The organism is Streptomyces sp. NPDC002446, assembly GCF_053595675.1.
This window is the reverse complement of the sequence record NZ_JBSFYC010000003.1, coordinates 34,586-55,813: the sequence shown is the minus strand read 5'-3', so window position 1 is coordinate 55,813 and position 21,228 is coordinate 34,586. Positions and strand designations below refer to the sequence as shown.

Here is a 21,228-nt window from a genome sequence, read left to right as displayed (position 1 = left end):
ATCAACTTCGTACAGTGACTGGGATGCTAATATGAATAATCCCGCTTTGCCCATCGGTGCTGCCATACGGGTTCTCCGGGGCCGACCCGTCCGCGACGCGGCCGGCGGGCCGAGTGCTCCGTGGTAATGACGGGGTCATGTGGGCGCCCGGACAGCGGGATTGAGAGCCTCATTGCTCTGAGGGAGTGCCAACTTCGTGGAACAGGTGTGACCTTGGCCGGGCTGTGCGCTGGTGCGGCACTGCTGGTCAGGGCGGTGGCCTAGACCAAAATGCGGCGAGATGAGCCGCCCGGACGCCCCCTCGCCACGCCGACCCCGGCGGTGCCCGTCAGCGCGCGACGGCTCACGCTGCGGGCTTTGACCTTCACGTGGGTTGAAGCTCCATCATCGTGTCCATGGACGACAGCGAAGACCTGTTGAGCATTGGTGCTTTCGCGCGACGGGTGGGGCTGGCACCGAGCGCCCTGCGTTTCTACGACGACTGCGGGGTGCTGAGGCCGGCTCAGGTGGACGCCGTGACGGGGTACCGGCGCTATGCGGCGGGGCAGACGACGCGGGCGGTGCGGCTGCGCCGGCTGCGGGCGGCGGGGCTGCCGCTGGTGGATGTCGCGGTCGTGCTGGACGGGTTGGCGGAGGACGCGCGGGTCGTACTACGGGCGCACCTGGAGCGGACGCGGCAGACGGCGGACGAGGCACGGGCGGCGGTGGAGGGGCTCCTGCGGGAGACGGTCGGCGACGCGGAGTACGGCGGGAGCTGGGCGAGGGCCCGGGTGGGCGGTGCCGAACTGGCCAGTGGGGTACGGCAGGTGGCACCCGCGGCCGCGACCGGGGCGTCCCGCACGGAGTATCCGGTGCTGGGCTGTGTGCTGCTCGAACTCGTCGACGGCGAGGTGCGGCTGGTGGCAACGGACCGCTATCGGCTGGCCGTGCGGGTGCTGCGGCCGGTGGAGTTCGCGGGCGGGCCGGTGCGGGTTCCGATCGACGTGGATGCGGCGCGGAGCGTGGCGGAGTGGGCCGTGCGCCAGATGGCGGTCGACGTGGAGTGTGCAGGGGAGGGAGCGGAGGTCCGGCTGCGGGGCGAGGCGGACTGTCGCACGGCGCTGCACGGCACCGGTCGTGGACCGGGCGCTGGCGCGCAACCCGAGGCGTATCCGGATTACCGGCTGATGCTGGAGAACCTGGAGGCCGGTCGGCATCGCGTCATCGTCGACCGCTTGGGGCTACGGGATGCGGTGGCCGGACGCGCGGAGGTGGTGTCGCTGTCGCCGGCTGAACGGGACGGCGGTGGGGACCGTGCGGGCGGTCGGAGCGAGAGCGATGTTTCACGTGAAACAACGCTCGGCCTCAAGGGCGCACAGGAGCTGGAGGTGTCGGGAGGAGGACGTGAGCCCGTCCGGCTTCCGATGGTGCGCACGGGTCCTGGGCTGCGGATCTCCTTCGATCCGGCGGTACTTGTGCCCGCGCTGGAGGCCGGGGTGGGCCCCGATGTGCTGCTGGAGAGCGTTTCGGCCGACCGTCCCGTCGTGGTCCGCTCTGCCGACCAGGGGAGCTTTACGACGCTGGTGATGCCGGTGCGCGCTGTCGAGGCCAAGAACTGACTGCTGGTGCCTGTAGGGACACGGGCGTGTGTTGAGGGGAGCGGACCGATGGATCCGGAACTGCCTGTGGTGCGGTTGTGCGTGGAAGGCATGCAGGCCGAGACGGAGGGGCGCGCCGACGTCGCGCGGGGTCTCTTCCAGCAGGCCTGGGACATCGCCGCCGACGACTATGAGGCGTGTATCGCCGCGCACTATCTCGCGCGGCACCAGAAAACGCCCGAAGAGACGCTGCACTGGAACCAGGAGTGCCTGGCCCGTGCCGACCGGGTCGGGGACGAGCGGGTCCAGGGGTTCTACCCCTCGTTGTACGTGAACCTGGGGCAGGCCTGCCGTCAGCTCGGCCAACCGGCCCTGGCCCACGCGTACTTCGTGCGCGCCGCGGAGCGGGCGAGAGATGCCCCCGAGGGTCAGTACGGCGACTGGAACCGGTTCGCGATCGCGGAGGGCCTGCGAGGTACGGCGTGTGCGGTGGCCGCGGAGGTGCCCGGGGGAGGTGGCGAAGCTGGAGCGGACGCGGCACCGCGGGCTCTCGACGCGACGGTCGACGGACGCGTACGGGAGCTGCTGTCGCGGTGGTGTGCGCGGGCCGATCTCAAGGCGCTGGGACTGACGCTCCCTGCCTACCTTGGGTACCTCGGCACGGACGAGGACCGCATACAGCTGCGCACTGCGCTGCACATGGTGCATGCGGCGCGCTGGCTGCCGGAGGAGGAGCAGACAGAGCTGGGGGCGGTGATCGGGGCTATGGCACTGTCCTGATGAGTTGAGGGCAGGCAGCGGGATGGCGCCGAAGGAACTGGATCGACGGTGCCGGAGAGGCGAAGCTGTTCGCCTGCACTGGATCGGTTGCATCGGATCTGCCGTTGAGGAGCGCCATGACCATCACCCAGTCCGCGTCCCATGAGCCCGGGGCAAGTGAGTCCGAACCGGCCCGCCGTGTCGCGGTGCCGGTCGACACCCCCGAAACATTCACGGAGCTGCTGCCCCAGACACGGCGGGCGTTGCTGCGGCGGCTGGCGGTCGGGCAGACCGAGGGGCGGGCGCCCTCGATGATGGGTGCGGTGGTCCGCGACGGGCGAGCGGTGTGGCACGGCGCCCGGAGTTCGGTGGACGGGGAGGTGCCGCACGGTGATGTGCAGTACCGGATCGGTTCGCTCACCAAGTCCTTCATCGCCGTGCTGGTGATGAGGCTGCGGGACGAGGGGCTGCTGCGGCTGGAGGACCCGGTCGGCAAGCATCTGGAGGGCACTCCCGTGCCCGACGCGACGGTCGCTCAACTCCTCGCACACAGCTCGGGGTTGGCGGCAGAGCCGCGCGGTCCCTGGTGGGAGCGGACCTCGGGCGAGCTGCGGCCGAAGCCGGCCGATCTGTACGGTGACCGGCCGCAGCGGCTCCCTGCCGGACGGCGGCACCACTACTCCAATCCCGGATATGCGCTGCTCGGTGCGTTGGTCGAACGGCTGCGGGGCGGTACGCCGTGGGGCGAGGTGCTGCGGCGCGAGGTACTGCAGCCGCTGGACATGGGCCGTACGACGCTGCAGCCGGAGATGCCGCACGCGGGTGGCTGGGCGGTGCACCCGTGGGCCGATGTGATGCTGCCGGAGCCGGCTGAGGACACCGGGTTGATGGGCCCGGCGGGGCAGTTGTGGTCGACGTTGGAGGATCTGTGCCGCTGGGCGGTGTTCCTGCTGCGGGGCGATGAGCGAGTGCTGAGTGCGGCGAGTCTGGCCGAGATGCGAGCGCCCGCGGTCCCGCCGGAAGGGGACGCCTGGGAGGCGGGGTACGGGCTGGGCCTTCAGCTCCTGCGCTGGGAAGGGCGGACGCTGGTGGGACACAGCGGTTCGATGCCCGGGTTTCTGGCAGCGCTCTGGGCCGATGTCGAGGAGGACGTCGCAGGGATCGTGCTGGCCAACTGCACGTCGGGCCCGATGGTGGTGGGCATCGCCGCCGATCTCGTCGGGACCGTGGTCGAGCATGAGCCCCGGATCCCCGAGCCCTGGCGCCCGCTGCCCGGACCACTGGAGTCGGAGCTGCTGGCCCTGACCGGCCTCTGGTACTGGGGCGCGAACCCGCACACGCTGCGGCTGCGGGCCGAGCGCGGACTTGAACTCGCGCCGCTGTCCGCGATGGGTCGGTCCTCGCGGTTCCGGGCCGAGGAGGATGGCACCTGGACCGGGCTCGACGGCTACTTCGCGGGCGAGACCCTGACAGCGGTGCGCGACCGGGAGGGCTCGGTCAGCCATCTGGACCTCGGCACCTTCGTGTTCACCCGTGGACCGTACGAGCCGGCGCAGTCCGTTCCCGGAGGCGTGGATCCGGAGGGCTGGCGGGGGTGAAGCCCTTGGCGGGCGGCGGCGTCCGTGGGGGGAGGGCGCGGTCGGCCGGGCCGTACAGTCGAGCGAGACGTCAGGAGCCGCGTCCCGGCGGCTCGCTACCGCTGGAAGGCCCTGTGACTGCTGTGTCTGACCCGACCGCGAACTCCGCCGCCCCGGACCTGCTCGACCTGCCGCCGCTCACCGCATCCCGCTTCGCGCGGATCGAGGACAAGGTCGCCGCGCTGATGCGCACCCGCTGCGATGTCGTGGCGATGCAGGGAGAAGCGCTGCTGCCCCTGGAAGCCGCCATCCGCTCGGCCGTACGGCCCGGCAGCACCGCGCTCAACGTCATCACCGGTCCGTACGGCGAGACCTTCGGCGGGTGGCTGCGGTCCTGCGGCGCCAAGGTGGTCACCATCAGCGCCCCGTTCACCGGTGCGGTCGACCCGCAGCAGGTGGCGGACGCCCTGCGGGAGCACCCGGAGATCGACTTTGTGAGCCTGGTGCACGCCGAGGCCGCGACCGGCAACACCAACCCCGTCGGGGAGATCGGTGCGGTGGTGCGGGAGCACGGCGCGCTGTTCATGCTGGATGCGGTCGCTTCCGTAGGCGCCGAGCCCCTGCTGACCGACGAGTGGGGCGTGGATCTGTGCGTGATCGGCGGGCAGAAGGCGATGGCCGGTCCTGCCGGTGTGTCCGTGGTGTCGGTCAGCGCCCGTGCGTGGGAGCGGATCGCCGCTCACGAGCAGGCTCCGCGCCGCTCCTATCTCTCGCTGCTGGACTGGAAGGAGCGCTGGATCGACGGCGGCCGCACCGCTCTGCCGCACGCTCCGGCGCAGTTGGAGATGCTCGCCCTGGAGCAGGCGGCCGACCGCATCGAAGCCGAGGGGCTGGATGCGGTGATCACCCGGCACCGGGCGGCGGCCGCGGCGACCCGGGCCGGTGTACGGGCGCTGGGCGGGCTCGCTCCGTACGTCGTGCGCGATGAGGACGCGGCGCCGGCAGCGACGACACTCCGCGCCCCCGAAGGCCTGGACGCCCGGGAGATCGTGACCGCCGCGCTCGCGGTGGACGCAGCGGTACCGGTACAGGCTGCGGCCGGCACGCTGGCCAAGGAGATGATCCGGGTGAACCACTATGGCCGCGCGGCCGATCGCGCAGTGGTCACAGCTTCGCTGGTGGCTCTGGCGGGCGGACTGCGGGCGCTGGGAGTGTCCGTGGACGCCGAGGGCGCGGCCGTGGCTGCGCGGGAGGCCTGGGCCGGGGTGACCGGCAGCTGAAGACGCCGTCTGGGGTCGTGTTTCACGTGAAACACGACCCCAGACGTATGCGTGAAGCGGCTTCGTTTCACGTGAAACGGGCCTCAGGCTCCCGTGGGGAGGGGGTATGTCCTGGGGCGCGGCCAATGGCCCCGGCGATCTGCGGGGGAGCGGGCGCATCGTCGTCAGCCCAGGGGCATTTCCGGCGAAAGCATTCCAGGTCGCCGAGGGGGAGCGCGGCCTGTGCGCTAGGTGCGGGGAGCGCGGCGAGCCGCTCCGGTCAGCTGCGCATCCGTGTCATCGCACCCCGCGGCGATCTCGCCCTGCCCGGCCTTCCAGGAGTAGCCCAGTGGCGCGTCGAGGCGGCGGCTGGCTGGTGCTGAACACGCTGCACGCACAGTTCACCGCAGGCTTCCGACCTCCGTGGCCGTCACGTCACCTACTCACCCGTCTGTCGACGACTCGTGCGTCTCCTGCCGATGACTCGCACGTCCGTGCCTGTCTTTGACGATCATGTTCTAACTCTCCTCTAGAATCGGAATGTCCGACCCGTTTGAAATCATGGATTTTTACGACCCGGTCGATGTTCCTCAGGAGGCTCGGCGATGGCGGACGGTGGTGCGACACGTCGTGTCCCGCCGTCGCGTGCGGATGCGCGACGCAATAGGGCGCTGGTGCTGCAGGCGGCCCGATACGCCTTCGAGGAACAGGGGTTGGGAGTTCCGCTCGGCGAGATCGCACGTCGTGCGGGGGTTGGGGCGGGCACCGTCTACCGCCATTTCCCGTCCAAGGAAGCCCTGTTCAGGGCGACCATCGTGGACCGGATCGAGCTCTTCACCGACACCGCACGGGACTTGATCGATGTCGAGGACCCCGGTGGAGTCTTCTTTCGCTTTCTGTCGTCGGTGGTGCGGCTCGCATCACGCAACAAGGCGCTGTGCGACGCGCTGAAGGAGGCCGGCGCGGGGCGCTTCGAGCCGTCGCCGGGCGTGGGAAGGGACTTCGACGCGGCGCTGGAAGCCCTGCTCATCAGGGCTCAACAGGCAGGAGCGGTAAGGCCGGACGTCGGGATAACGGACCTCAGAGCCATGCTGGTGGGCTGTCTCTCCATGGAGCAGGCGAGGTCGGCGGCGGGGCCGGAGGTCGAGGCGCCGGGGCGGATGACGGCGCTGATGTGCGAGGCGTTGCGGGCGGGCCCCGCCGTAACGAAACTTCCTCCCGAGGTCGAGAAACGTAACGAATCTCGGTGTGAGGTGTGCGGCGCGGTGATCGGCGTGGCCCGCACGGGCCGACCGGCGCGCTACTGCGGCGGAGCCTGCCGGCAGAGGGCCCACCGCGCGCGGGAGCGTACGCGGCGAGCCTGACCGTCTCTCTCAGGGGACCTCAGGGGGACCCCAGGGGACCTCAGAGGAGCCGTTCCCCGGTCGGTCGCTCGTCTCAGAGCGTGAGCTTGAAGCCCAGGTGGGAGGCCTCGAAACCGAGACGCTCATAGAAGCGGTGCGCATCGATCCGGGTCGCGTCGGAGGTGAGCTGCACCATCTGGCAGCCCAGCGTGCGGGACTCCGCCACCGCCCACTCGATCAGCTGGCCGCCCAACCCGCTACCGCGCTCGTCGCGGTGGATCCGTACGCCCTCGATGATCGAGCGGGTGGCGCCGCGCCGGGACAACCCGGGAATGATCGTGAGCTGGAGGGTTCCGATCGTCCGGCCCTCGCGTACCGCGACGACCAGGTGCTGCTGCGGGTCCGCGGCCAGCGCCTCGTATGCGGCGCGATACGGAGCCAGGTCGTCCGGCGACTCGCGGGCGGCGCCCAGGGGATCGTCGGCGAGCATCGCAACGATGGCGGGCAGGTCGGCTTCGGTCGCGCGGCGTATCTCGATGTCGCTCATGCGCGCGACCCTATGCCGTGCGCTCACGGGGTGGCAGGCCGGTGGTGAGCCGGGTCGCCGGTCCAGGCATCCCGCCACCGGCCTGTCCTCCCCCGCGCGTCAGTGCTCCGTCGACGGTGCGAGCGTCTCGACGGCATTGACCAGCGGCGCCAGCTCGGGACGCTGCGCGGCGTCCTGGAGGGCTTCGCGCAGTGCGCCGTCGTGCGTGGGCCGGGCCTCCACCAGGAGCGCGAGGCCGTCGGGCGTGACATTGGTGTAGATGCCGCGCCGGTCGTCGGGGCACAGGTAGCGCGAGAGCAGTCCTCGCTCCTCGAGCCGGGTGACCAGGCGGGTGGTGGCGCTCTGGCTGAGCACGACGGAGTCCGCCACCTGGTGCATCCGCAGATGGCCGCCCGGTCCGTCGTGCTGCTCGCTGAGCACGGTGAGGACCGAGAACTCGCGGACGCTGAGGTCGTGCTGGGCCTGCAGCGCGCGCTCGATGTGGGACTCGATGCGGCCGTGCAGGGCCGAGAGTGCGCACCAGCCCTGTGCGAGTCCAGGAGCGGCCGCCGACTGGCAACCGGGCTCGGCCGCTGCGGGCTGCTGGGTCGCCGCCTGCCGCGCTTCCTGCTTCTCCCGCGTCTGCTGCGTCATCGATGACCTCCTCAAGGGGTGCACGACCAGGATAGAGCACCATCGAAATATCCAGCGCTTGCATTAACCCGCGTCTGCAATTATTGTGAACGCTCGTAAGGGTCGGACGCAATCATCTGAAGGGATCCGTCATGCCTCTCGCACTCCTGGCTCTCGCCATAGGTGCCTTTGGGATCGGAACGACCGAGTTCGCGGTCATGGGCCTGCTGCCCGACATGGCGGCCGGCTTCGGTGTCTCCATCCCGCTCGCCGGATACGCGACCACTGTCTACGCCCTCGGCGTCGTCGTCGGCGCCCCGCTGATGACCGCTCTCGGCACGCGCTTCACGCGCAAGCAGATGCTGATGCTGCTGATGGGCCTGTTCATCGTGGGCAACCTGCTCACGGCCACCGCGCCCAGCTTCTGGATGATGCTCGCGGGCCGGATCGTCTCCGCGTTCACGCACGGCGCGTTCTTCGGCATCGGCGCGCTGGTGGCCGCCGACCTCGTCGCGCCCCAGAAGCGCGCCACCGCCATCTCGTTGATGTTCAGCGGTCTGACCATCGCCACCGTCGTGGGTGTCCCGGCTGGCACGATGCTCGGCCAGCAGTCCGGCTGGCGCACCACCTTCTACGCCATCACCGCGCTCGGCGTGATCGGCCTGCTGGGCGTCATCAAGCTGGTTCCGGCACAGCGGACGAGGGCGGCCTCCCCCATAGGCAGCGAACTGGCCGTCTTCCGCAACCCGCAGGTCGGCCTCGCGATGCTGATGACGATCCTCGGCTTCGGCGGTGTCTTCGCGGCCGTCACCTACCTCGCCTCGATGATGACCGAGGTCACCGGCTTCGCGCCGTCCTCCGTCATCTGGCTGACGGCCGTCTTCGGCCTCGGCATGCTCGCCGGAAACCTCGTCTCCGGCCGGTTCACCGACCGCGCCATGATGCCGATGCTCTACGTGTCGCTGACCGGTCTGGCGCTCTCGCTGGCCGCATTCACCTTCACCGCGCACAGCAAGATCGCCGCAACCATCACCATCGCGCTGATCGGCATCTTCGGCTTCGCGACCGTGCCGCCGCTGCAGAAGCGGGTGATGGACCAGGCGTCCTCGGCGCCCACCCTCGCCTCGGCCGGCAACATCGCGGCCTTCAACTTCGGCAATGCGCTGGCCGCCTGGCTGGGCGGGATCGTCATCTCGGCCGGCCTCGGCTACACCGCACCCAACTGGGTCGGTGCGCTGATGACCGTCGCGGCGCTCGGGGTGGCGATATTCGCCTCCGCCCTGGAGCGGCGTCAGACGCGCCGTGGCCACGTGGTGGCCACCGGTGTCCCCGGCGCGGCCGCCACGGAGCCCGTACCGGCGACGCAGAGCTGACGGTTCCGGTCCCCGATCCGGCAGCCGCAACTCCGCACCCTCCGCATCACCAGCACCAGCACCAGCACCAGCAGCGCCACGAGCGCTGACAGCACCACGACACCCCCAAGGACCCCCTCATGAGCACCACCGCCCCCGACCCCGCCACCACCGATGCCACCCCCACCGTCCGCCCCCTGACGACCCGCGATGCCGATGGCCTCATCGAGGCCGCCGTACGGGCCGCCGATGGCCTCGGAGTGCGAGGCAGCGTCACCGTTCTGGATGCGGGCGGCCATCTGCTCGGCTTCCGGCGGGACGATGCGGCCGTGCTGATCTCCGGGGAGACCAGCACCCGCAAGGCATACACCGCACTGCAGTTGGACGCGCCGACCGCCGAGCTCGTCGACCTCGTACGGCCTGACGGCCCCTTCCACACGCTGCCCACGGCACTGGACCGGCCGCTGCTCTTCATCGCGGGCGGTGTGCCGTTCCACCGGGACGGCCGGCTGATCGGCGCGCTCGGCGTCGGCGGCGGCTCCCCCGAGCAGGACCACCAGATCGCCACCACGGCCATAGCCGGGGCCGACCTCGTCTGACGCGCAGGACCGCCACCAGGCCCCGCCACCGCCGCCCCTCAGCGGACGCCCGCACCCGCCTTGCCGCTTTCTCGCGCCTGGCGGGTGCGGGGCCCGGCCGACTGCGACGCCGCGCGCAGTCGGCGGCCGTGTCGGGTCAGCCCCCAGGGCTTGAGGACGGAGATCGCGGTGATGAAGAGGTAGGTGGCCGTGGCGACCGACGGTGCGACGACGAGGTTGATATCAGGGGTGGCAGTGCCCGCGGCCGCCTCGGCCGCCAGTCGGTTGATGCCCGGACGGAGGGAGAAGACCGACAGCAGCACGGTGACGACCGTCAGCCAGAACTTGATGAAGACCCAGCGGTGCCTGGCCAGCCCCCAGCGGGTGCCCAGCGACAGCACCAGCCCGCTGACCAGCGACCCGAGGGCGATCGGGAGGAGCAGCCAGTCACCGAAGATCTTCATTGCCCGGTAGGCGACCGCTGCCATATCGGGGGAGCCGGCCGAATAGCCGGTGATGCCGAGCGTGAGAAGCCCGAGGGTGAGCCCGAGCCAGCTGACGGATACGGCGACATGGAGGACGAGGAGGGCCCGGCGGGCGGGCCGGCTGAGCTGCTGCATACGGTCCACGGTCGCGCCCGGCGCCCCGCCGTACATCTGCCGGCGGGAGTATCCGCGCATACGCGCACCTGAGTACGTTCCCGGCCACTCCCCCTTGAGCGCCCCGAGCCTGTCCCACCCTGACCCGTCCACCTCGCACGCCCTAGGCTCCGCCCATGAGCAAGCTGCATCTGTTCGACATGGACGGCACCCTGCTTCACGGGTCCGCGGCCAACGTTGAGATCTCCCGGCAGCTCGGGCTGGACCGGGAGATCGCCGAGCTGGAGCGCGGCTTCGTGGCGGGGGAGCTGACACCGCCGCAGTACGCGCAGCGGGCGTGCGACCTCTGGGCCGCCGAGCTGACCGAACCTCAGGTGGCCGCGGCCTTCGAGAGCGCACCCTGGCTTGCCGGAATTCAGGAGGTCTGGGCGGATATCCGGGCGCGCGGCGAGCGCTGCGCGGTGATCTCCCTGTCGCCCGACTTCTTCGTCGAACGGCTGCTGTCCTGGGGCGCCGACACCGCGCACGGATCGCGGTGGCCCGCCGTGCCGATCCGGCAGTCGGTGGACCCGGCCGGCATCCTCTCGTCGGCGGCGAAGGTGCGTATCGCGGATGAACTCTGTGTGCAGTACGGGTTGACCCGGGCCGACTGCGTGGCGTACGGCGACTCGCAGTCGGATACCGAACTGTTCGCGGTGGTCCCCCGATCTGTGGCGGTGAATGCCGATCACCATGTCAGTGGCCTGGCTTCATATGCATACGCGGGGCGTGATCTGCGCGAGGCTTACGAACTGGTGCGTACTGGCCGGTAATTCCGATCTTTCTGCGTGGGATTCGCCCGCTGTGTGCGCTGAAAATCCAGTCTGTGGGGAGGATCACTGATATCGGAGAGGCCGCGCGGAGTGCTCCAAGATCAGGGCTTGTGGTTTCAACTACTGCCGGTATGGTCGAGTCCGGCTTGGCGCGGGTAAGGGCTTCCGCGGGGCGCGAAGGCGGGCAAAGCTCGTCAGCTTAGCGGCGAAGCGGCCCGTGACACCCGGACTTCCGACTGTTTGTCCGTTGTGATGGGCAGGGCTGACATGCTGCTGACACGGCATCTGCTCCACATTGAGGCAGGGGAGTAGGGTCTGTCCGCTTTGGAGGGTCTTGCCGGAATCGCTTGAGTCGATTAAGAATTCCGGGACAGGGCGGGGGAATTCCGGGCAGTTCCGATCCACGGAAGTGCGAAGACAACCGAAAGACGTTCGAGGCGAGGCAGACCATGGACGCTCCGACCACCACGTCGGCCGATAACGGCTCTTCTGGCGGCAGCAGTGGCGATTGGGGTTGGTTTACGCCACCGGCGAAGAAGTCCTCCGAAGAACAGCAGGAGCGGCAGGAGCAGGACGGCCGGACCGAACCGAATGACCGCGGTGAACGCAATGGCCGTGGTGAACACAGAGACTTCGGTAAGCGGAACGACCCCAGTGAACGGGATGAACGGGAACAGATACCCAGCCGGCCGGTCAATCCGATCCGGCCGGTAGGCACCGCAGCCGCGCGTGAGCGGGAAGCGGAACCGTCACAGGCACCCCGGCCGCGCCACGAGCCGGACCGGCAGCCGGCCGCGTCCGCCTACACCGAACAGGCCGCCCCGGCCCCCGCGTACGCCGACCCCTTCTCTCCGTTCGTCCCGCCGCGCCATACGCCCGAGCCGGTCCAGGAGCGCGAGCCGGTCCGCCAGCCCGTTCAGGAGCGCGAGCAGGTGCGCCAGCCGCTCCAGGAGCGCGAGCCGATCCGTCAGCCCGTCTGGGAGCGTGAGCCCGTCCGGGGCCGTGAGCCTGAGCCCGTCCATGAGTCGGCCCGCCCCACGGGAGCCCCCGCCAGTGCCGTACCCGCCACGGAGCCGGCCGCGCAGAACGAGGCACCCGCCCCCTCCGTCTTCACCCCCAAGCAGCGTCCCGCCGCCCCCGCCCCGGAGCCCACCCTCGACGCTCTGGAAGCCTCGGCCTCCTCCGCAACACCCGCCTCTCCCGACGCGATCCTCATCCGTCGCACCATGGCCGAGATCGACCCCGTGGCGGACAAGGTCACCTCGTACTTCTACGCACTGCTCTTCGTCCAGCACCCCGATCTGCGGGCACTGTTCCCCGCCTCGATGGACACCCAGCGCGACCGGCTGTTCAGGGCGCTGCTCACCGCCGCCAAGCATGTCGACGACGCCGAGGTGCTCACCGCGTACCTCGCCAATCTCGGCCGCGGGCACCGCAAGTACGGCACCCAGCCCGACCACTACCCGGCGGTCGGCGAATGCCTGCTCAGGTCGCTCGCGCGCTATGCGACGACCAGCTGGAATCCGGAGACCGAGGCCGCATGGGTCCGTGCGTACACCGCGATCTCGCAGATCATGATCGACGCGGCCGCCGAGGACGAGGCCGTGGCGCCCGCCTGGTGGCAGGCCGAGGTCGTCTCGCACGAGCTGCGGACGCCCGATATCGCGGTGGTGACGGTCCGCCCCGACCAGCCCTACCCGTTCCTCGCCGGGCAGTACACCAGCGTGGAAACCCCCTGGTGGCCGCGGGTCTGGCGGCACTACTCCTTCGCCTGCGCACCGCGCTCCGACGGCCTGCTCTCCTTCCACGTCAAGGCGGTCCCGGCAGGCTGGGTCTCCAACGCCATGGTCCACCGCGCCCGCCCCGGTGACGTCATCAGGCTCGGTGCGCCGGCCGGCTCGATGACCGTCGACCACACCACCCGCAACGGTCTGCTGTGCGTCGGCGGCGGCACCGGTATCGCGCCCATCAAGGCCCTGGTCGAGGACGTCGCGGAGCGCGGCATCCGGCGTCCCGTCGAGGTCTTCTACGGCGCCCGCAGCGACCACGACCTCTACGACCTCGACACCATGCTGTACCTCGAACAGGCCCACCCCTGGCTCTCCGTCCGCCCGGTCGTCGCCACCGGGCCCGCGGTCCGCGGCGGGACCAGCAGCGAAACCGGTCAACTTCCGGACGCTGTACGGCAATACGGACCCTTCCGGGAGTACGACGCCTACCTTTCCGGGCCGCCCGGGTTGATCCGCAGCGGTGTGGACGCTTTGGTGGGGGTCGGCATCCCGACCGACCGCATACGGCACGACTCCATAGAAGAGCTGGTCTCGGCAGGAGATTGAGGTCTTGGCAGCACAGGGTGAATACGGGCCGACAGGGGAGCGGCAGAGCATGCGGTGGCAGGAGCGCCCGGGAAGCGACGGCGAGCACTTGGTGCAGCAGAGACTCGGTACGAGCGAGCGCGCCGACCGTTTCTACCAGGACCAGGTCCTGGACCACCTCAACGTCCGCATGCAGGAGTTCGTGGCTCGGCAGGAGATGTTCTTCCTGGCCACGGCCGACCGGCACGGCGAATGCGATGCGACGTTCCGCGCCGGCCCGCCCGGATTCCTCCAGGTGCTCGACGCACGGACGCTGGCGTACCCGGAGTACCGCGGCAACGGCGTGATGGCCTCCATCGGCAATCTCTCGGAGAACCCGCGCCTGGGCCTGCTGATGCTCGACTTCACCCGTGACCGCATCGGGCTGCACGTCAACGGCCGGGCGCGGGTCGTGATGGACGAGGAGATGCGGGCGCTCCACGCCGGTCTGCCGGTCGACCCGGTCCCCGGCCGGCGCGCCCAGCTCTGGGTCACGGTCGAGGTCGAGGAGGCGTACATCCACTGCGCCAAGCACATTCCGCATCTGCACAAGGTCCCGGCGCAGCAGCGCGGGGCGCGGGCCTGGGGCACGGACGACTTCAAGCGCAAGGGCGGCGACTTCTTCGGCGCCGCGGCCGAGGCGGGCGAGCGGCCGCCGTTCCGGCGCGCGGAGCGCAAGAACGAGCACCTGCGGGGCGGGCTGCACGAGGACGCGGTCGCGGCGCCGCAGGTCCCGGGCCCGGACGACTTTGTGCAGGAGCTCAATGCGGAGTTCCTCGACCGGGTCGAGCGGGTGCTGGCGCGCGCCCAGCCGCGCCGGCCTGCCGAGGACGAGCCCGAGTTCCGCGGGTGGTTCGACCGGCGCGACGGCTGACGTGGCCGCCGCGGCTCGGCCGTCCGGGCTCAGCCCAGATCGGGGGCGTGCATCGCCCGTACACCCTCGATGTTGCCGTCCAGGTAGTGCCGCAGCGACAGCGGAACGACCTCGACGGAGGCGATTCCGACGCGGGTGAAGGGCACCCGGACGATCTCGTAGTCCCCGCAGGGCTCCTCGACCTCCGGGCCGTGGCGGCGCGAGAGGTCCATCGAGTCGAGCCGGCACACAAAGAAGTGCTGTACCTTCACGCCGTCCACCCCGCCGTCGCTGAAGTGCTCGACGGTGTCGACGAAGACCGGCACCACGTCCGTGATCTTCGCGCCCAGTTCTTCGTCGAGTTCACGGTGGAGGGCGTCGATGACGGTGGCGTCCTCGGGTTCGACGCCGCCGCCGGGAGTGATCCAGTACGGGGCCCGGCCCGGCTTGGTGCGCTTGATCAGAATGAGATCCGCTCCGTCGAGCAGAATCGCGCGGGCGGTGCGTTTGACGACAGGCCGTACGGTCATAGTCGACAGATGCCGCAACCACGGCCTGGTGAAACCCCTGCCCCTTCGTCACCAGTCGACGGCGGACCGCAGCAGCGACTCATGCGCCCGTGCGATATGCGGCAGGCCGAGCGTCCCGGTCCGTACGGTGAGGAAGTAGGTGCGCAGCGGGGGCACCGGCGGGTCGAGCAGCGCGACGACCTCTCCGCAGCCCAGTGCGTCGGCACACAGGTAGCGGGGCAGTACGGCGAGCCCCGCGCCGGCCGTGACGCACGACAGCACCGCCCGCAGGTCGGCCGCGATCACGGCGGCCGAGGCCGCGGGCTTGGCGTCGAAGACCGTTGACCAGTAGCGGGCGATCAGCGGCAGGCTCTCATGGACCTCGACCAGCGGTACGGGATCCAGCATGCGCACGCCCCCGGCCTGCAGCACGGCCGGACCGCCCAGCTGGGCCGCCCAGTGCGGTGCGGCGATCAGGACATGCTCCTCGTCGCACAGCGGAGTGGCGGTGAGCAGTCCACCGCGCGGCCGGGTGGTGGTGACGGTCAGATCGTGGTGGCCGGCGGCCAGGCCGGTGAGCAGTTCGTCAGTGGCGCCGAAGGCGGTGCGTATGGACAGACCCTGGGCGATGAGCGGGGTCAGTGCGGGCAGCGCGCGTTCGGCGAGGAACTCCGGGGGGCCGGCGAGATGGAGGGTGCGGGTGACGGAGTCTCGGTCCAGGCCGGCCTCCGTGATCTCGGTGAGCGCGTCCAGGTGCGGTGCCACTTTGTGAGCGAGCTCGTCGCCGATGGTGGTGGGGGTGACGCCACGGGCGTATCGCAGGAAGAGCGGGCGGCCCAACTGGCGCTCCAGCGCCCGGATCTGGCTGGTCACCGCGGGCTGGGAGAGGCCGAGTAAGGCTGCGGCGCGGGTGAAGGAGCCGGCTCGGTGCACCGTGACGAAGGTGCGCAGCAGAGCCAGATCCATCGCGTACCTCCTGCGTCCCTCGGAAGCCTGGTCGCGGGCCAACTATAAATTTGTCGATAGGACTGTGTCGCTAGCGTGATTGGACACTGACGCTCAGTCAACTAGCCTTGTGTGAGCGGTTCGTTTCACGTGAAACAGCGTGTTTCACGTGAAACACGTGGACTCGGTCCACGAGATGCCGCGGCCGGCAGGGTGACGAGGGGGGATACCCTGCCGGCCAATTCTGTTCTCAGCCCTCTGCGGCCACGTCCAGAGCGCGGATGACATCCGCGACCAGGTCCTCCGGTTCCTCGATGCCGACCGAGAAGCGAATGAAGCCCTCGGGTACGGCGTCCCCGCCCCAGCGGGCCCGTCGCTCGGCGCTGGACCGTACTCCCCCGAAGCTCGTCGCATCGTCCACCAAGGTCAGCGCGGACAGAAACCGCTCGGCATGGGCTTTGTCCGGCAGGACGAAGGAGACCACGGAGCCGAAGCGGCCGGGACGCATCTGGCGGGCGGCGAGTTGGTGGGACGGGTCGGACGGCAGTCCGGGGTGGCGCAGACCGGTGATCTCGGGGCGGTCGGCGAGCGCCGTGGCAAGCGCCAGCGCACCCGCCGACTGCTGACGGACGCGGAGCGCGAGCGTGGCGAGCGAGCGATGCGCCAGCCAGCTCTCCATGGGGCCGGGGATCGCCCCTACCGTCTTGCGCCACAGTCGTACGGAATCGGCCAGCGCGGCATCGCGGGTGGTGACGTATCCCAGCAGGACGTCGCCATGGCCGGTCAGCGCCTTGGTGCCGCTGGCGACCGAGAAGTCCGCCCCGAGCTCCAGCGGGCGCTGGCCGAGGGGGGTGGCGAGGGTGTTGTCGACGGCGACGAGGGCGCCGCACCGGTGCGCCGCATCGGCCAGCCGCCGGATGTCGCAGACATCGAGCCCGGGGTTGGAGGGCGTCTCGATCCACAGCAGCCGGGCGCCGTCCAGCACGTCGAGCTGCGCGTCGTGTGCGGTCGGAGCCGTACGGACCTCGATCCCGTAGCTCTCCAGCCGGGTGCGGACGGCCGGCAGCAGCTGGTAGCCGTCGCTGGGCAGGACCACCGCGTCGCCGGAGCGCAGCTGGGCGAAGAGCACGGCGGTGATCGCCGCCATCCCCGAGGCGAAGGCAACGGTGTGTGCGCTCACGTCCGGGGATTCGAGCTCGCCGATGGCCTGTTCCAGACGGGTCCACGTCGGATTGGCGTCCCGGCCGTAGGTGTACGGACCGGCGGCATCGCCGGGGAGGTGGAAGTGGGCCGCGAAAACCGGGCCGGGGAGGGCCGGCTCGAAGGCCTCCGGATCGGGAAGCCCGGCCCGTACGGCGCGGGTGCCGTCGGCCGTCATGCGCTCTCCTCCCCCTGCGTGTGGCCCGGGATCCGCGCGGGGTGCCGGGCGTCGTCGTGCTCGGACGTGCGGGCCGGGACGACTGTACGGGGCGTGATCGCGGTACGGGCCGCGACCTCGGTCCGGACTGCCGCGAGCAGCCCCTCGCTCGCCGTCTCGATCATCTCCAGGCACTCCTCGAAGTCCGCGAAACCGCCGTAGTACGGATCGGGTACGTCGAGGTCACCCGGCGCGTCCGCCGCGTAGGAGCGCAGCAGGCGGACCTTGGCGGCGGCCTGCGGCGCGGCGGCCAGCCGGCGCAGTTCGTGCAGATGGCCGGAGTCGAGCGCGATCACCAGGTCGAGGCGGTCGAACCAGGCGGCGCGGAACTGCCGGGCGGTGTGGGCGGACGGGTAGCCGCCGGCGCGCAGTACGGCCACGGTGCGGGGGTCGGCTCCGTCGCCCTCGTGCCAGCCGCCGGTGCCGGCGCTGTCCACCTCGACCAGGCCGTCGAGCCCGTCCTCCGCGAGGCGGGCGCGGAAGACGGACTCCGCCATCGGCGACCGGCAGATGTTGCCGGTACAGACGAAGCAGACGCGGAACACAGCGGTCAAGGGTCAGTCCTCGTCGGGAAGGACCACATGCATCGCCCAGGAGACGATGGAGATGATCACGCCGCCGAGCAGGGCCGGCCAGAAGCCGTTCACATGGAAGGCGAGGTCGACCTTGCCGGCGAGCCAGGATGTCAGCAGCAGCATCAGCGCGTTCACGACCAGCGTGATCAGGCCGAGGGTGAGGATGAACAGAGGGAAGGACAGCAGCTTCACCACGGGCTTGACGACGAAGTTGACCGACCCGAAGATCAGCGCGACGAGGACCAGCGTCAGAACCTGGCGCCCGGTGTTCTCGCCGGTCAGCGTGATGTCCTTGAGCAGCCAGATGGCCACGGCAAGCGCCGCGGCGTTGGCGATCGTCTTGACCAGAAAATGCTTCATGGTGAGATCGTCGCAGACGAGTGTGAATCATCGAGGGGTGCGAACGGCATGAAGGCCTTCAGACTGGATGAACTGGAAGCGGAGCGGGCCGCCAACGACGGCGCCTATCTGCAGTTCATCAGGGAACGCAACATGTCGGTGGGGCTGTATGCGCTGGACGCCGGCAGCATCGATCCGCAGCAGCCACACGCCCAGGACGAGGTGTATTTCGTCGTCAGCGGCCGGGGGGCGATCACCGTCGGGGCGGAGACGGAGATGGTCGCGCGCGGCAGCGTGGTCTATGTGCCTGCCGGGGTACCGCACAAGTTCCATCACATCAGCGAGGACCTCAGGGTGATGGTGGTCTTCTCTCCTCCTGAGGGCTAAGGGTCGGTGTCCGGGACCCGTAGGGGATGAGTCAGGGGAGGACCGGGGCTGCGAGGCCCCCGCAGCCGTGTTCCGCGCCCTAGCATCGTTGGTGAGGGGAGAACCGGAGGCGGCCGGGCAAGCGGCCCGGCGCGCGAACGGTGCTCTCGGCGCACAGACAGTGCAGCGACAGATAGCGCGGTACAGATTCCGGTACGGACAGCGCGACAGACACGCGACAGAGAGAAAGCAGGGCAGAGCAGTGGCTGGTAAGGGGATATTCGCAGGGCTTCCGTGGTGGGTCACCTGGGTCGTGGTGCCCGTCGTTCTGCTCGTGGTCTTCGGGGGACTGCTCGCCTCGGCGCTCGGCTTCCTGATCAACGTGCTGTTCAAGCTCCTCATCGCGGCGGCCCTCATCGCCGGAGTCGTCTACCTCGTCCGCAAGTTCACCGGCTCGTCGTCGTCCTCGTCGAAGAGCGACTGGTAAGCCGGCACCGCCCCCGCCCGGACGGCTGCGTCCGGGCACCCGTCCGTACCGAGCCGTCCGTACCGGGCCCGGCTACACCGACCAGTCCGTACGGAGCCCGGCCATACGGCCCCGTCCGTACGGAGCCCAGCCATACGGCCCCGTCCGTACGAGCCGGGCTGTATCGACACCACCCGTACTGAATTCGCCGCTACCGGCCTGCTGCTCGACGCCCGCCGTCCAACTCATCGCGGCGGCGGGCTAGAGGCCCAACCTCGCGACGGTGGCCCCGGCCGCCTTCAGCGGCGGGTAACCGCGGACAAGCTCGGCCCCGACCGCGTCCCACACTGCGGCCGAACCGCACCCGGCCGCGGGCGACCACGTCCGATGGTGGCCTCGACCGCATTCTGCGGCGGGGGCGACCACGCCCGACGACCGCTCGACCGCACCCGACTACGTCCGACGACAGCCTCGCCCCGTCCCCACTCCGTCCCAGGCTGAGCCCCACCCATCCGGGGCTGGGCCACACGCGTCCGGGGCTGGCCACACGCGTCCAGGGCTGAGCCCCACCCATCCGGGGCTGAGCCCCACCCGTCCGAGGCCGGACCCCACCCGTCCGAGGCCGGACCCCACCCCTCCGAGGCCGGACCCCACCCCTCCGAGACCGGGCCACACCCGTCCGGGGCCGGCCCCGTCCGATGTCGGTCCGCGCGCGTCCGATGTCGGTCGGAGCTCGCACACTCACGCCAACTCGTGGGCCAGGTGGGTCAACTCCCCCGGCTTTCGGCCAACCGGTCTGAGGGGCGGGGCTAGAGTGCGGACCGCAGGCGTCTTCCGGATGGTGGCGTTCCGGAAAATACCGAGTGAGCCGAGGTCGGGCCGGCGTCATCGCGGGGGTTGGGGAGACGCGCGCGGTCGGGGGAGCGGGTCCCGCGACCGGGGCCCCCGTGCCCCACCGCGAGCGGATCTGGGGGTTGGCGTTGGCAATGGTGAACGGCGAATCCACCTCACACCCCACCCTTATCGGGTCGGTGCAGCGGGCGCTCCGGCTGCTGGAGGCGGTGGGTGCGCACGCAGACGGAGCGCCGGCCAAACAACTCGCGAGAGAGACCGGGCTGCCGCTGCCGACGACCTATCACCTGTTGCGGACCCTGACGCACGAGGGCTATCTGCGGCGCGAGAACGGCGTCTTCGTCTTCGGCGAGGCGGCGGAGGCCATCGGCCGGGTCGGAGCCAGGCGCCGGCAGCGGGTCCAGATCTCCGAGGCCCTGGCGGTGGCGGGCCGGGAGCTGGGCGCCGCCGTCTACTTCGCCGTCTACCGGGAGGGTGAGGTGGAGGTGGTGGCGGTCACCGACGATCCGGAGCGGCCGCCGGTGGAGGAATGGGTTGATTTTCGTACCACCGCCCACGCTCATGCGATCGGGCAGTGTCTGCTCGCGCAGCTTGACGAGGCATCGAGGAAGGAGCATCTGTCGCGCTATCCCGTGCAGTCGATAACGCCCTTTTCCCTGCGATCTGAGGACGATTTGCTGCGGCGTTTGGATACGGTGCGTCGCGGTCACGCCGCCTACGAGCGTCAGGAATATGCCATCGGCACGGTGTGTTCGGCCATCCCCATTCAGGTGGGAGCGGCCGCGGCGACGCTAGCGGTGTCACTTCCCGCCAACGAACTGCACCGATTGCAGTCCGTTACGGATCGACTACGAAAAATGGCGGAGGCGACACTAACGACACTCGCCTTCTCTATCAGTATCTGAAAACTCACTCCTTGTGATCTGCTTGCGCCTGGCAGACGATGGCGGCAATAGGGCTACGGGGGATGTTTCCCGGCCATCTCCGATCAAGTGCGGGGCAGTGGTTGATGACCGACACAGTTCAGGCAGAAGTGATCATGAGCTTCGTCGTCTCGGAGGAGCTCGCGTTCCGGATCCCGGTGGCGCTGGACTTCGACAGCGCCGATCCGTACGCCGTTCGCCTCACCTTCGATCTGCCCGGCGATGCGCCCGTGACCTGGGCCTTCGGGCGGGAGCTGCTGCTGGACGGGCTGAGCCGGCCATCCGGTGAGGGCGATGTGCGGATCGAACCGGCCTCCCCCGAGCACCTCAGCGATGTCTTCATCAGCCTCCAAGTAGGCGCCGAGCGTGCGCTGTTCCGGGTGAGCGCCGCACCACTGGTCGCCTTCCTGGACCGTACGGACCGGCTCGTGCCGCTCGGCAAGGAAGAGGTCTGCGACACCTTGGAGGCCGTGCTGGACCGGATCCTCACCGAGGCGCCCGCCGGCTGATCCGTCCCCGAACGCACCGTTCCTATCGGCGCGCCATAACGGGCACGGCGGTCAGTTCCCTTGCCTTTGTGCCCTCTTGGGCCTGCGAGAGACCTCCGTGCCCGC

22 protein-coding genes are annotated in these 21,228 nt (G+C 70.1%); 14 read left to right on the top strand and 8 right to left on the bottom strand.

Annotated elements, in window-relative coordinates; all coding sequences use genetic code 11:
* Positions 1–395: 395 nt before the first annotated feature.
* The 5 genes from ACWD6P_RS03435 (at position 396) to ACWD6P_RS03415 (ending at position 6,536) form a co-directional block, all read left to right on the top strand.
* Entirely contained in the window at positions 396–1,598 is a 1,203-nt protein-coding gene (locus ACWD6P_RS03435; RefSeq protein ID WP_451442316.1) for a MerR family transcriptional regulator, read from the top strand.
* A gap of 48 nt (positions 1,599–1,646) precedes the next feature.
* Positions 1,647–2,357: a hypothetical protein gene (locus tag ACWD6P_RS03430; RefSeq protein WP_451442315.1), complete on the top strand. Its 711-nt coding sequence runs from the start codon at positions 1,647–1,649 to the stop codon at positions 2,355–2,357.
* Positions 2,358–2,473: 116 nt separating this feature from the next.
* Positions 2,474–3,934, top strand: a complete 1,461-nt coding sequence (locus ACWD6P_RS03425) for a serine hydrolase domain-containing protein (protein ID WP_451442314.1) — start codon at positions 2,474–2,476, stop codon at positions 3,932–3,934.
* Positions 3,935–4,047: 113 nt separating this feature from the next.
* The gene (locus ACWD6P_RS03420) at positions 4,048–5,193 is read left to right on the top strand and encodes a pyridoxal-phosphate-dependent aminotransferase family protein (protein WP_451442313.1); all 1,146 of its coding nucleotides are present in this window, start codon (positions 4,048–4,050) and stop codon (positions 5,191–5,193) included.
* 584 nt (positions 5,194–5,777) lie between these two features.
* Complete coding sequence (locus tag ACWD6P_RS03415) at positions 5,778–6,536, top strand: TetR/AcrR family transcriptional regulator (RefSeq protein ID WP_451442312.1); 759 nt, start codon at positions 5,778–5,780, stop codon at positions 6,534–6,536.
* Positions 6,537–6,609: 73 nt separating this feature from the next.
* Here the strand turns inward: ACWD6P_RS03415 and ACWD6P_RS03410 are convergent, their stop codons facing one another.
* Entirely contained in the window at positions 6,610–7,062 is a 453-nt protein-coding gene (locus ACWD6P_RS03410; RefSeq protein ID WP_451442311.1) for an N-acetyltransferase family protein, read from the bottom strand.
* Between the two features lie 99 nt (positions 7,063–7,161).
* Positions 7,162–7,695 (bottom strand): MarR family winged helix-turn-helix transcriptional regulator, encoded by a 534-nt coding sequence (locus tag ACWD6P_RS03405; protein ID WP_451442310.1) that lies wholly within the window; start codon positions 7,693–7,695, stop codon positions 7,162–7,164.
* Positions 7,696–7,826: 131 nt separating this feature from the next.
* On the opposite strand from ACWD6P_RS03405, the gene ACWD6P_RS03400 reads away from it, so the two are divergent.
* Entirely contained in the window at positions 7,827–9,047 is a 1,221-nt protein-coding gene (locus ACWD6P_RS03400) for an MFS transporter (RefSeq protein ID WP_451442309.1), read from the top strand.
* 119 nt (positions 9,048–9,166) lie between these two features.
* Complete coding sequence (locus tag ACWD6P_RS03395; RefSeq protein ID WP_451442308.1) at positions 9,167–9,625, top strand: GlcG/HbpS family heme-binding protein; 459 nt, start codon at positions 9,167–9,169, stop codon at positions 9,623–9,625.
* Between the two features lie 38 nt (positions 9,626–9,663).
* On the opposite strand, the gene ACWD6P_RS03390 is transcribed toward ACWD6P_RS03395, so the two are convergent.
* Positions 9,664–10,224: a DUF2269 domain-containing protein gene (locus ACWD6P_RS03390; RefSeq protein ID WP_451442427.1), complete on the bottom strand. Its 561-nt coding sequence runs from the start codon at positions 10,222–10,224 to the stop codon at positions 9,664–9,666.
* Positions 10,225–10,379: 155 nt separating this feature from the next.
* Between ACWD6P_RS03390 and ACWD6P_RS03385 the strand changes: the two genes are divergently transcribed.
* The 3 genes from ACWD6P_RS03385 (at position 10,380) to ACWD6P_RS03375 (ending at position 14,243) form a co-directional block, all read left to right on the top strand.
* Positions 10,380–11,015 (top strand): HAD family hydrolase, encoded by a 636-nt coding sequence (locus ACWD6P_RS03385; RefSeq protein ID WP_451442307.1) that lies wholly within the window; start codon positions 10,380–10,382, stop codon positions 11,013–11,015.
* Positions 11,016–11,464: 449 nt separating this feature from the next.
* Positions 11,465–13,351 (top strand): globin domain-containing protein, encoded by a 1,887-nt coding sequence (locus ACWD6P_RS03380; protein ID WP_451442306.1) that lies wholly within the window; start codon positions 11,465–11,467, stop codon positions 13,349–13,351.
* A gap of 49 nt (positions 13,352–13,400) precedes the next feature.
* The gene (locus ACWD6P_RS03375) at positions 13,401–14,243 is read left to right on the top strand and encodes a pyridoxamine 5'-phosphate oxidase family protein (RefSeq protein ID WP_451442305.1); all 843 of its coding nucleotides are present in this window, start codon (positions 13,401–13,403) and stop codon (positions 14,241–14,243) included.
* Between the two features lie 29 nt (positions 14,244–14,272).
* Here ACWD6P_RS03375 and ACWD6P_RS03370 read toward each other — a convergent pair whose 3' ends face one another.
* The 5 genes from ACWD6P_RS03370 to ACWD6P_RS03350 form a co-directional block, all read right to left on the bottom strand.
* Entirely contained in the window at positions 14,273–14,752 is a 480-nt protein-coding gene (locus ACWD6P_RS03370; protein WP_451442304.1) for an NUDIX domain-containing protein, read from the bottom strand.
* Positions 14,753–14,800: 48 nt separating this feature from the next.
* Entirely contained in the window at positions 14,801–15,697 is an 897-nt protein-coding gene (locus ACWD6P_RS03365) for a LysR family transcriptional regulator (protein ID WP_451442303.1), read from the bottom strand.
* A 229-nt stretch (positions 15,698–15,926) separates the two neighbouring features.
* Positions 15,927–17,054 carry a cystathionine gamma-lyase gene (locus ACWD6P_RS03360; protein WP_451442302.1) on the bottom strand — a complete coding sequence of 376 codons (1,128 nt, stop codon included), beginning with the start codon at positions 17,052–17,054 and terminating at the stop codon, positions 15,927–15,929.
* Positions 17,051–17,647, bottom strand: a complete 597-nt coding sequence (locus tag ACWD6P_RS03355; protein WP_451442301.1) for a low molecular weight protein-tyrosine-phosphatase — start codon at positions 17,645–17,647, stop codon at positions 17,051–17,053. Before ACWD6P_RS03355 ends, ACWD6P_RS03360 begins: the two co-directional genes overlap by 4 nt.
* Positions 17,648–17,650: 3 nt before the next feature.
* Positions 17,651–18,028 carry a phage holin family protein gene (locus ACWD6P_RS03350; protein ID WP_451442300.1) on the bottom strand — a complete coding sequence of 126 codons (378 nt, stop codon included), beginning with the start codon at positions 18,026–18,028 and terminating at the stop codon, positions 17,651–17,653.
* 48 nt (positions 18,029–18,076) lie between these two features.
* Between ACWD6P_RS03350 and ACWD6P_RS03345 the strand changes: the two genes are divergently transcribed.
* The 4 genes from ACWD6P_RS03345 (at position 18,077) to ACWD6P_RS03330 (ending at position 21,123) form a co-directional block, all read left to right on the top strand.
* Positions 18,077–18,394, top strand: a complete 318-nt coding sequence (locus ACWD6P_RS03345) for a cupin domain-containing protein (RefSeq protein ID WP_451442299.1) — start codon at positions 18,077–18,079, stop codon at positions 18,392–18,394.
* 241 nt (positions 18,395–18,635) lie between these two features.
* Positions 18,636–18,860 carry a DUF5326 family protein gene (locus ACWD6P_RS03340; protein WP_451442298.1) on the top strand — a complete coding sequence of 75 codons (225 nt, stop codon included), beginning with the start codon at positions 18,636–18,638 and terminating at the stop codon, positions 18,858–18,860.
* 965 nt (positions 18,861–19,825) lie between these two features.
* Positions 19,826–20,596 carry an IclR family transcriptional regulator gene (locus ACWD6P_RS03335; protein ID WP_451442426.1) on the top strand — a complete coding sequence of 257 codons (771 nt, stop codon included), beginning with the start codon at positions 19,826–19,828 and terminating at the stop codon, positions 20,594–20,596.
* A 104-nt stretch (positions 20,597–20,700) separates the two neighbouring features.
* Positions 20,701–21,123, top strand: a complete 423-nt coding sequence (locus ACWD6P_RS03330; protein WP_451442297.1) for an SsgA family sporulation/cell division regulator — start codon at positions 20,701–20,703, stop codon at positions 21,121–21,123.
* Positions 21,124–21,228 lie beyond the last annotated feature (105 nt).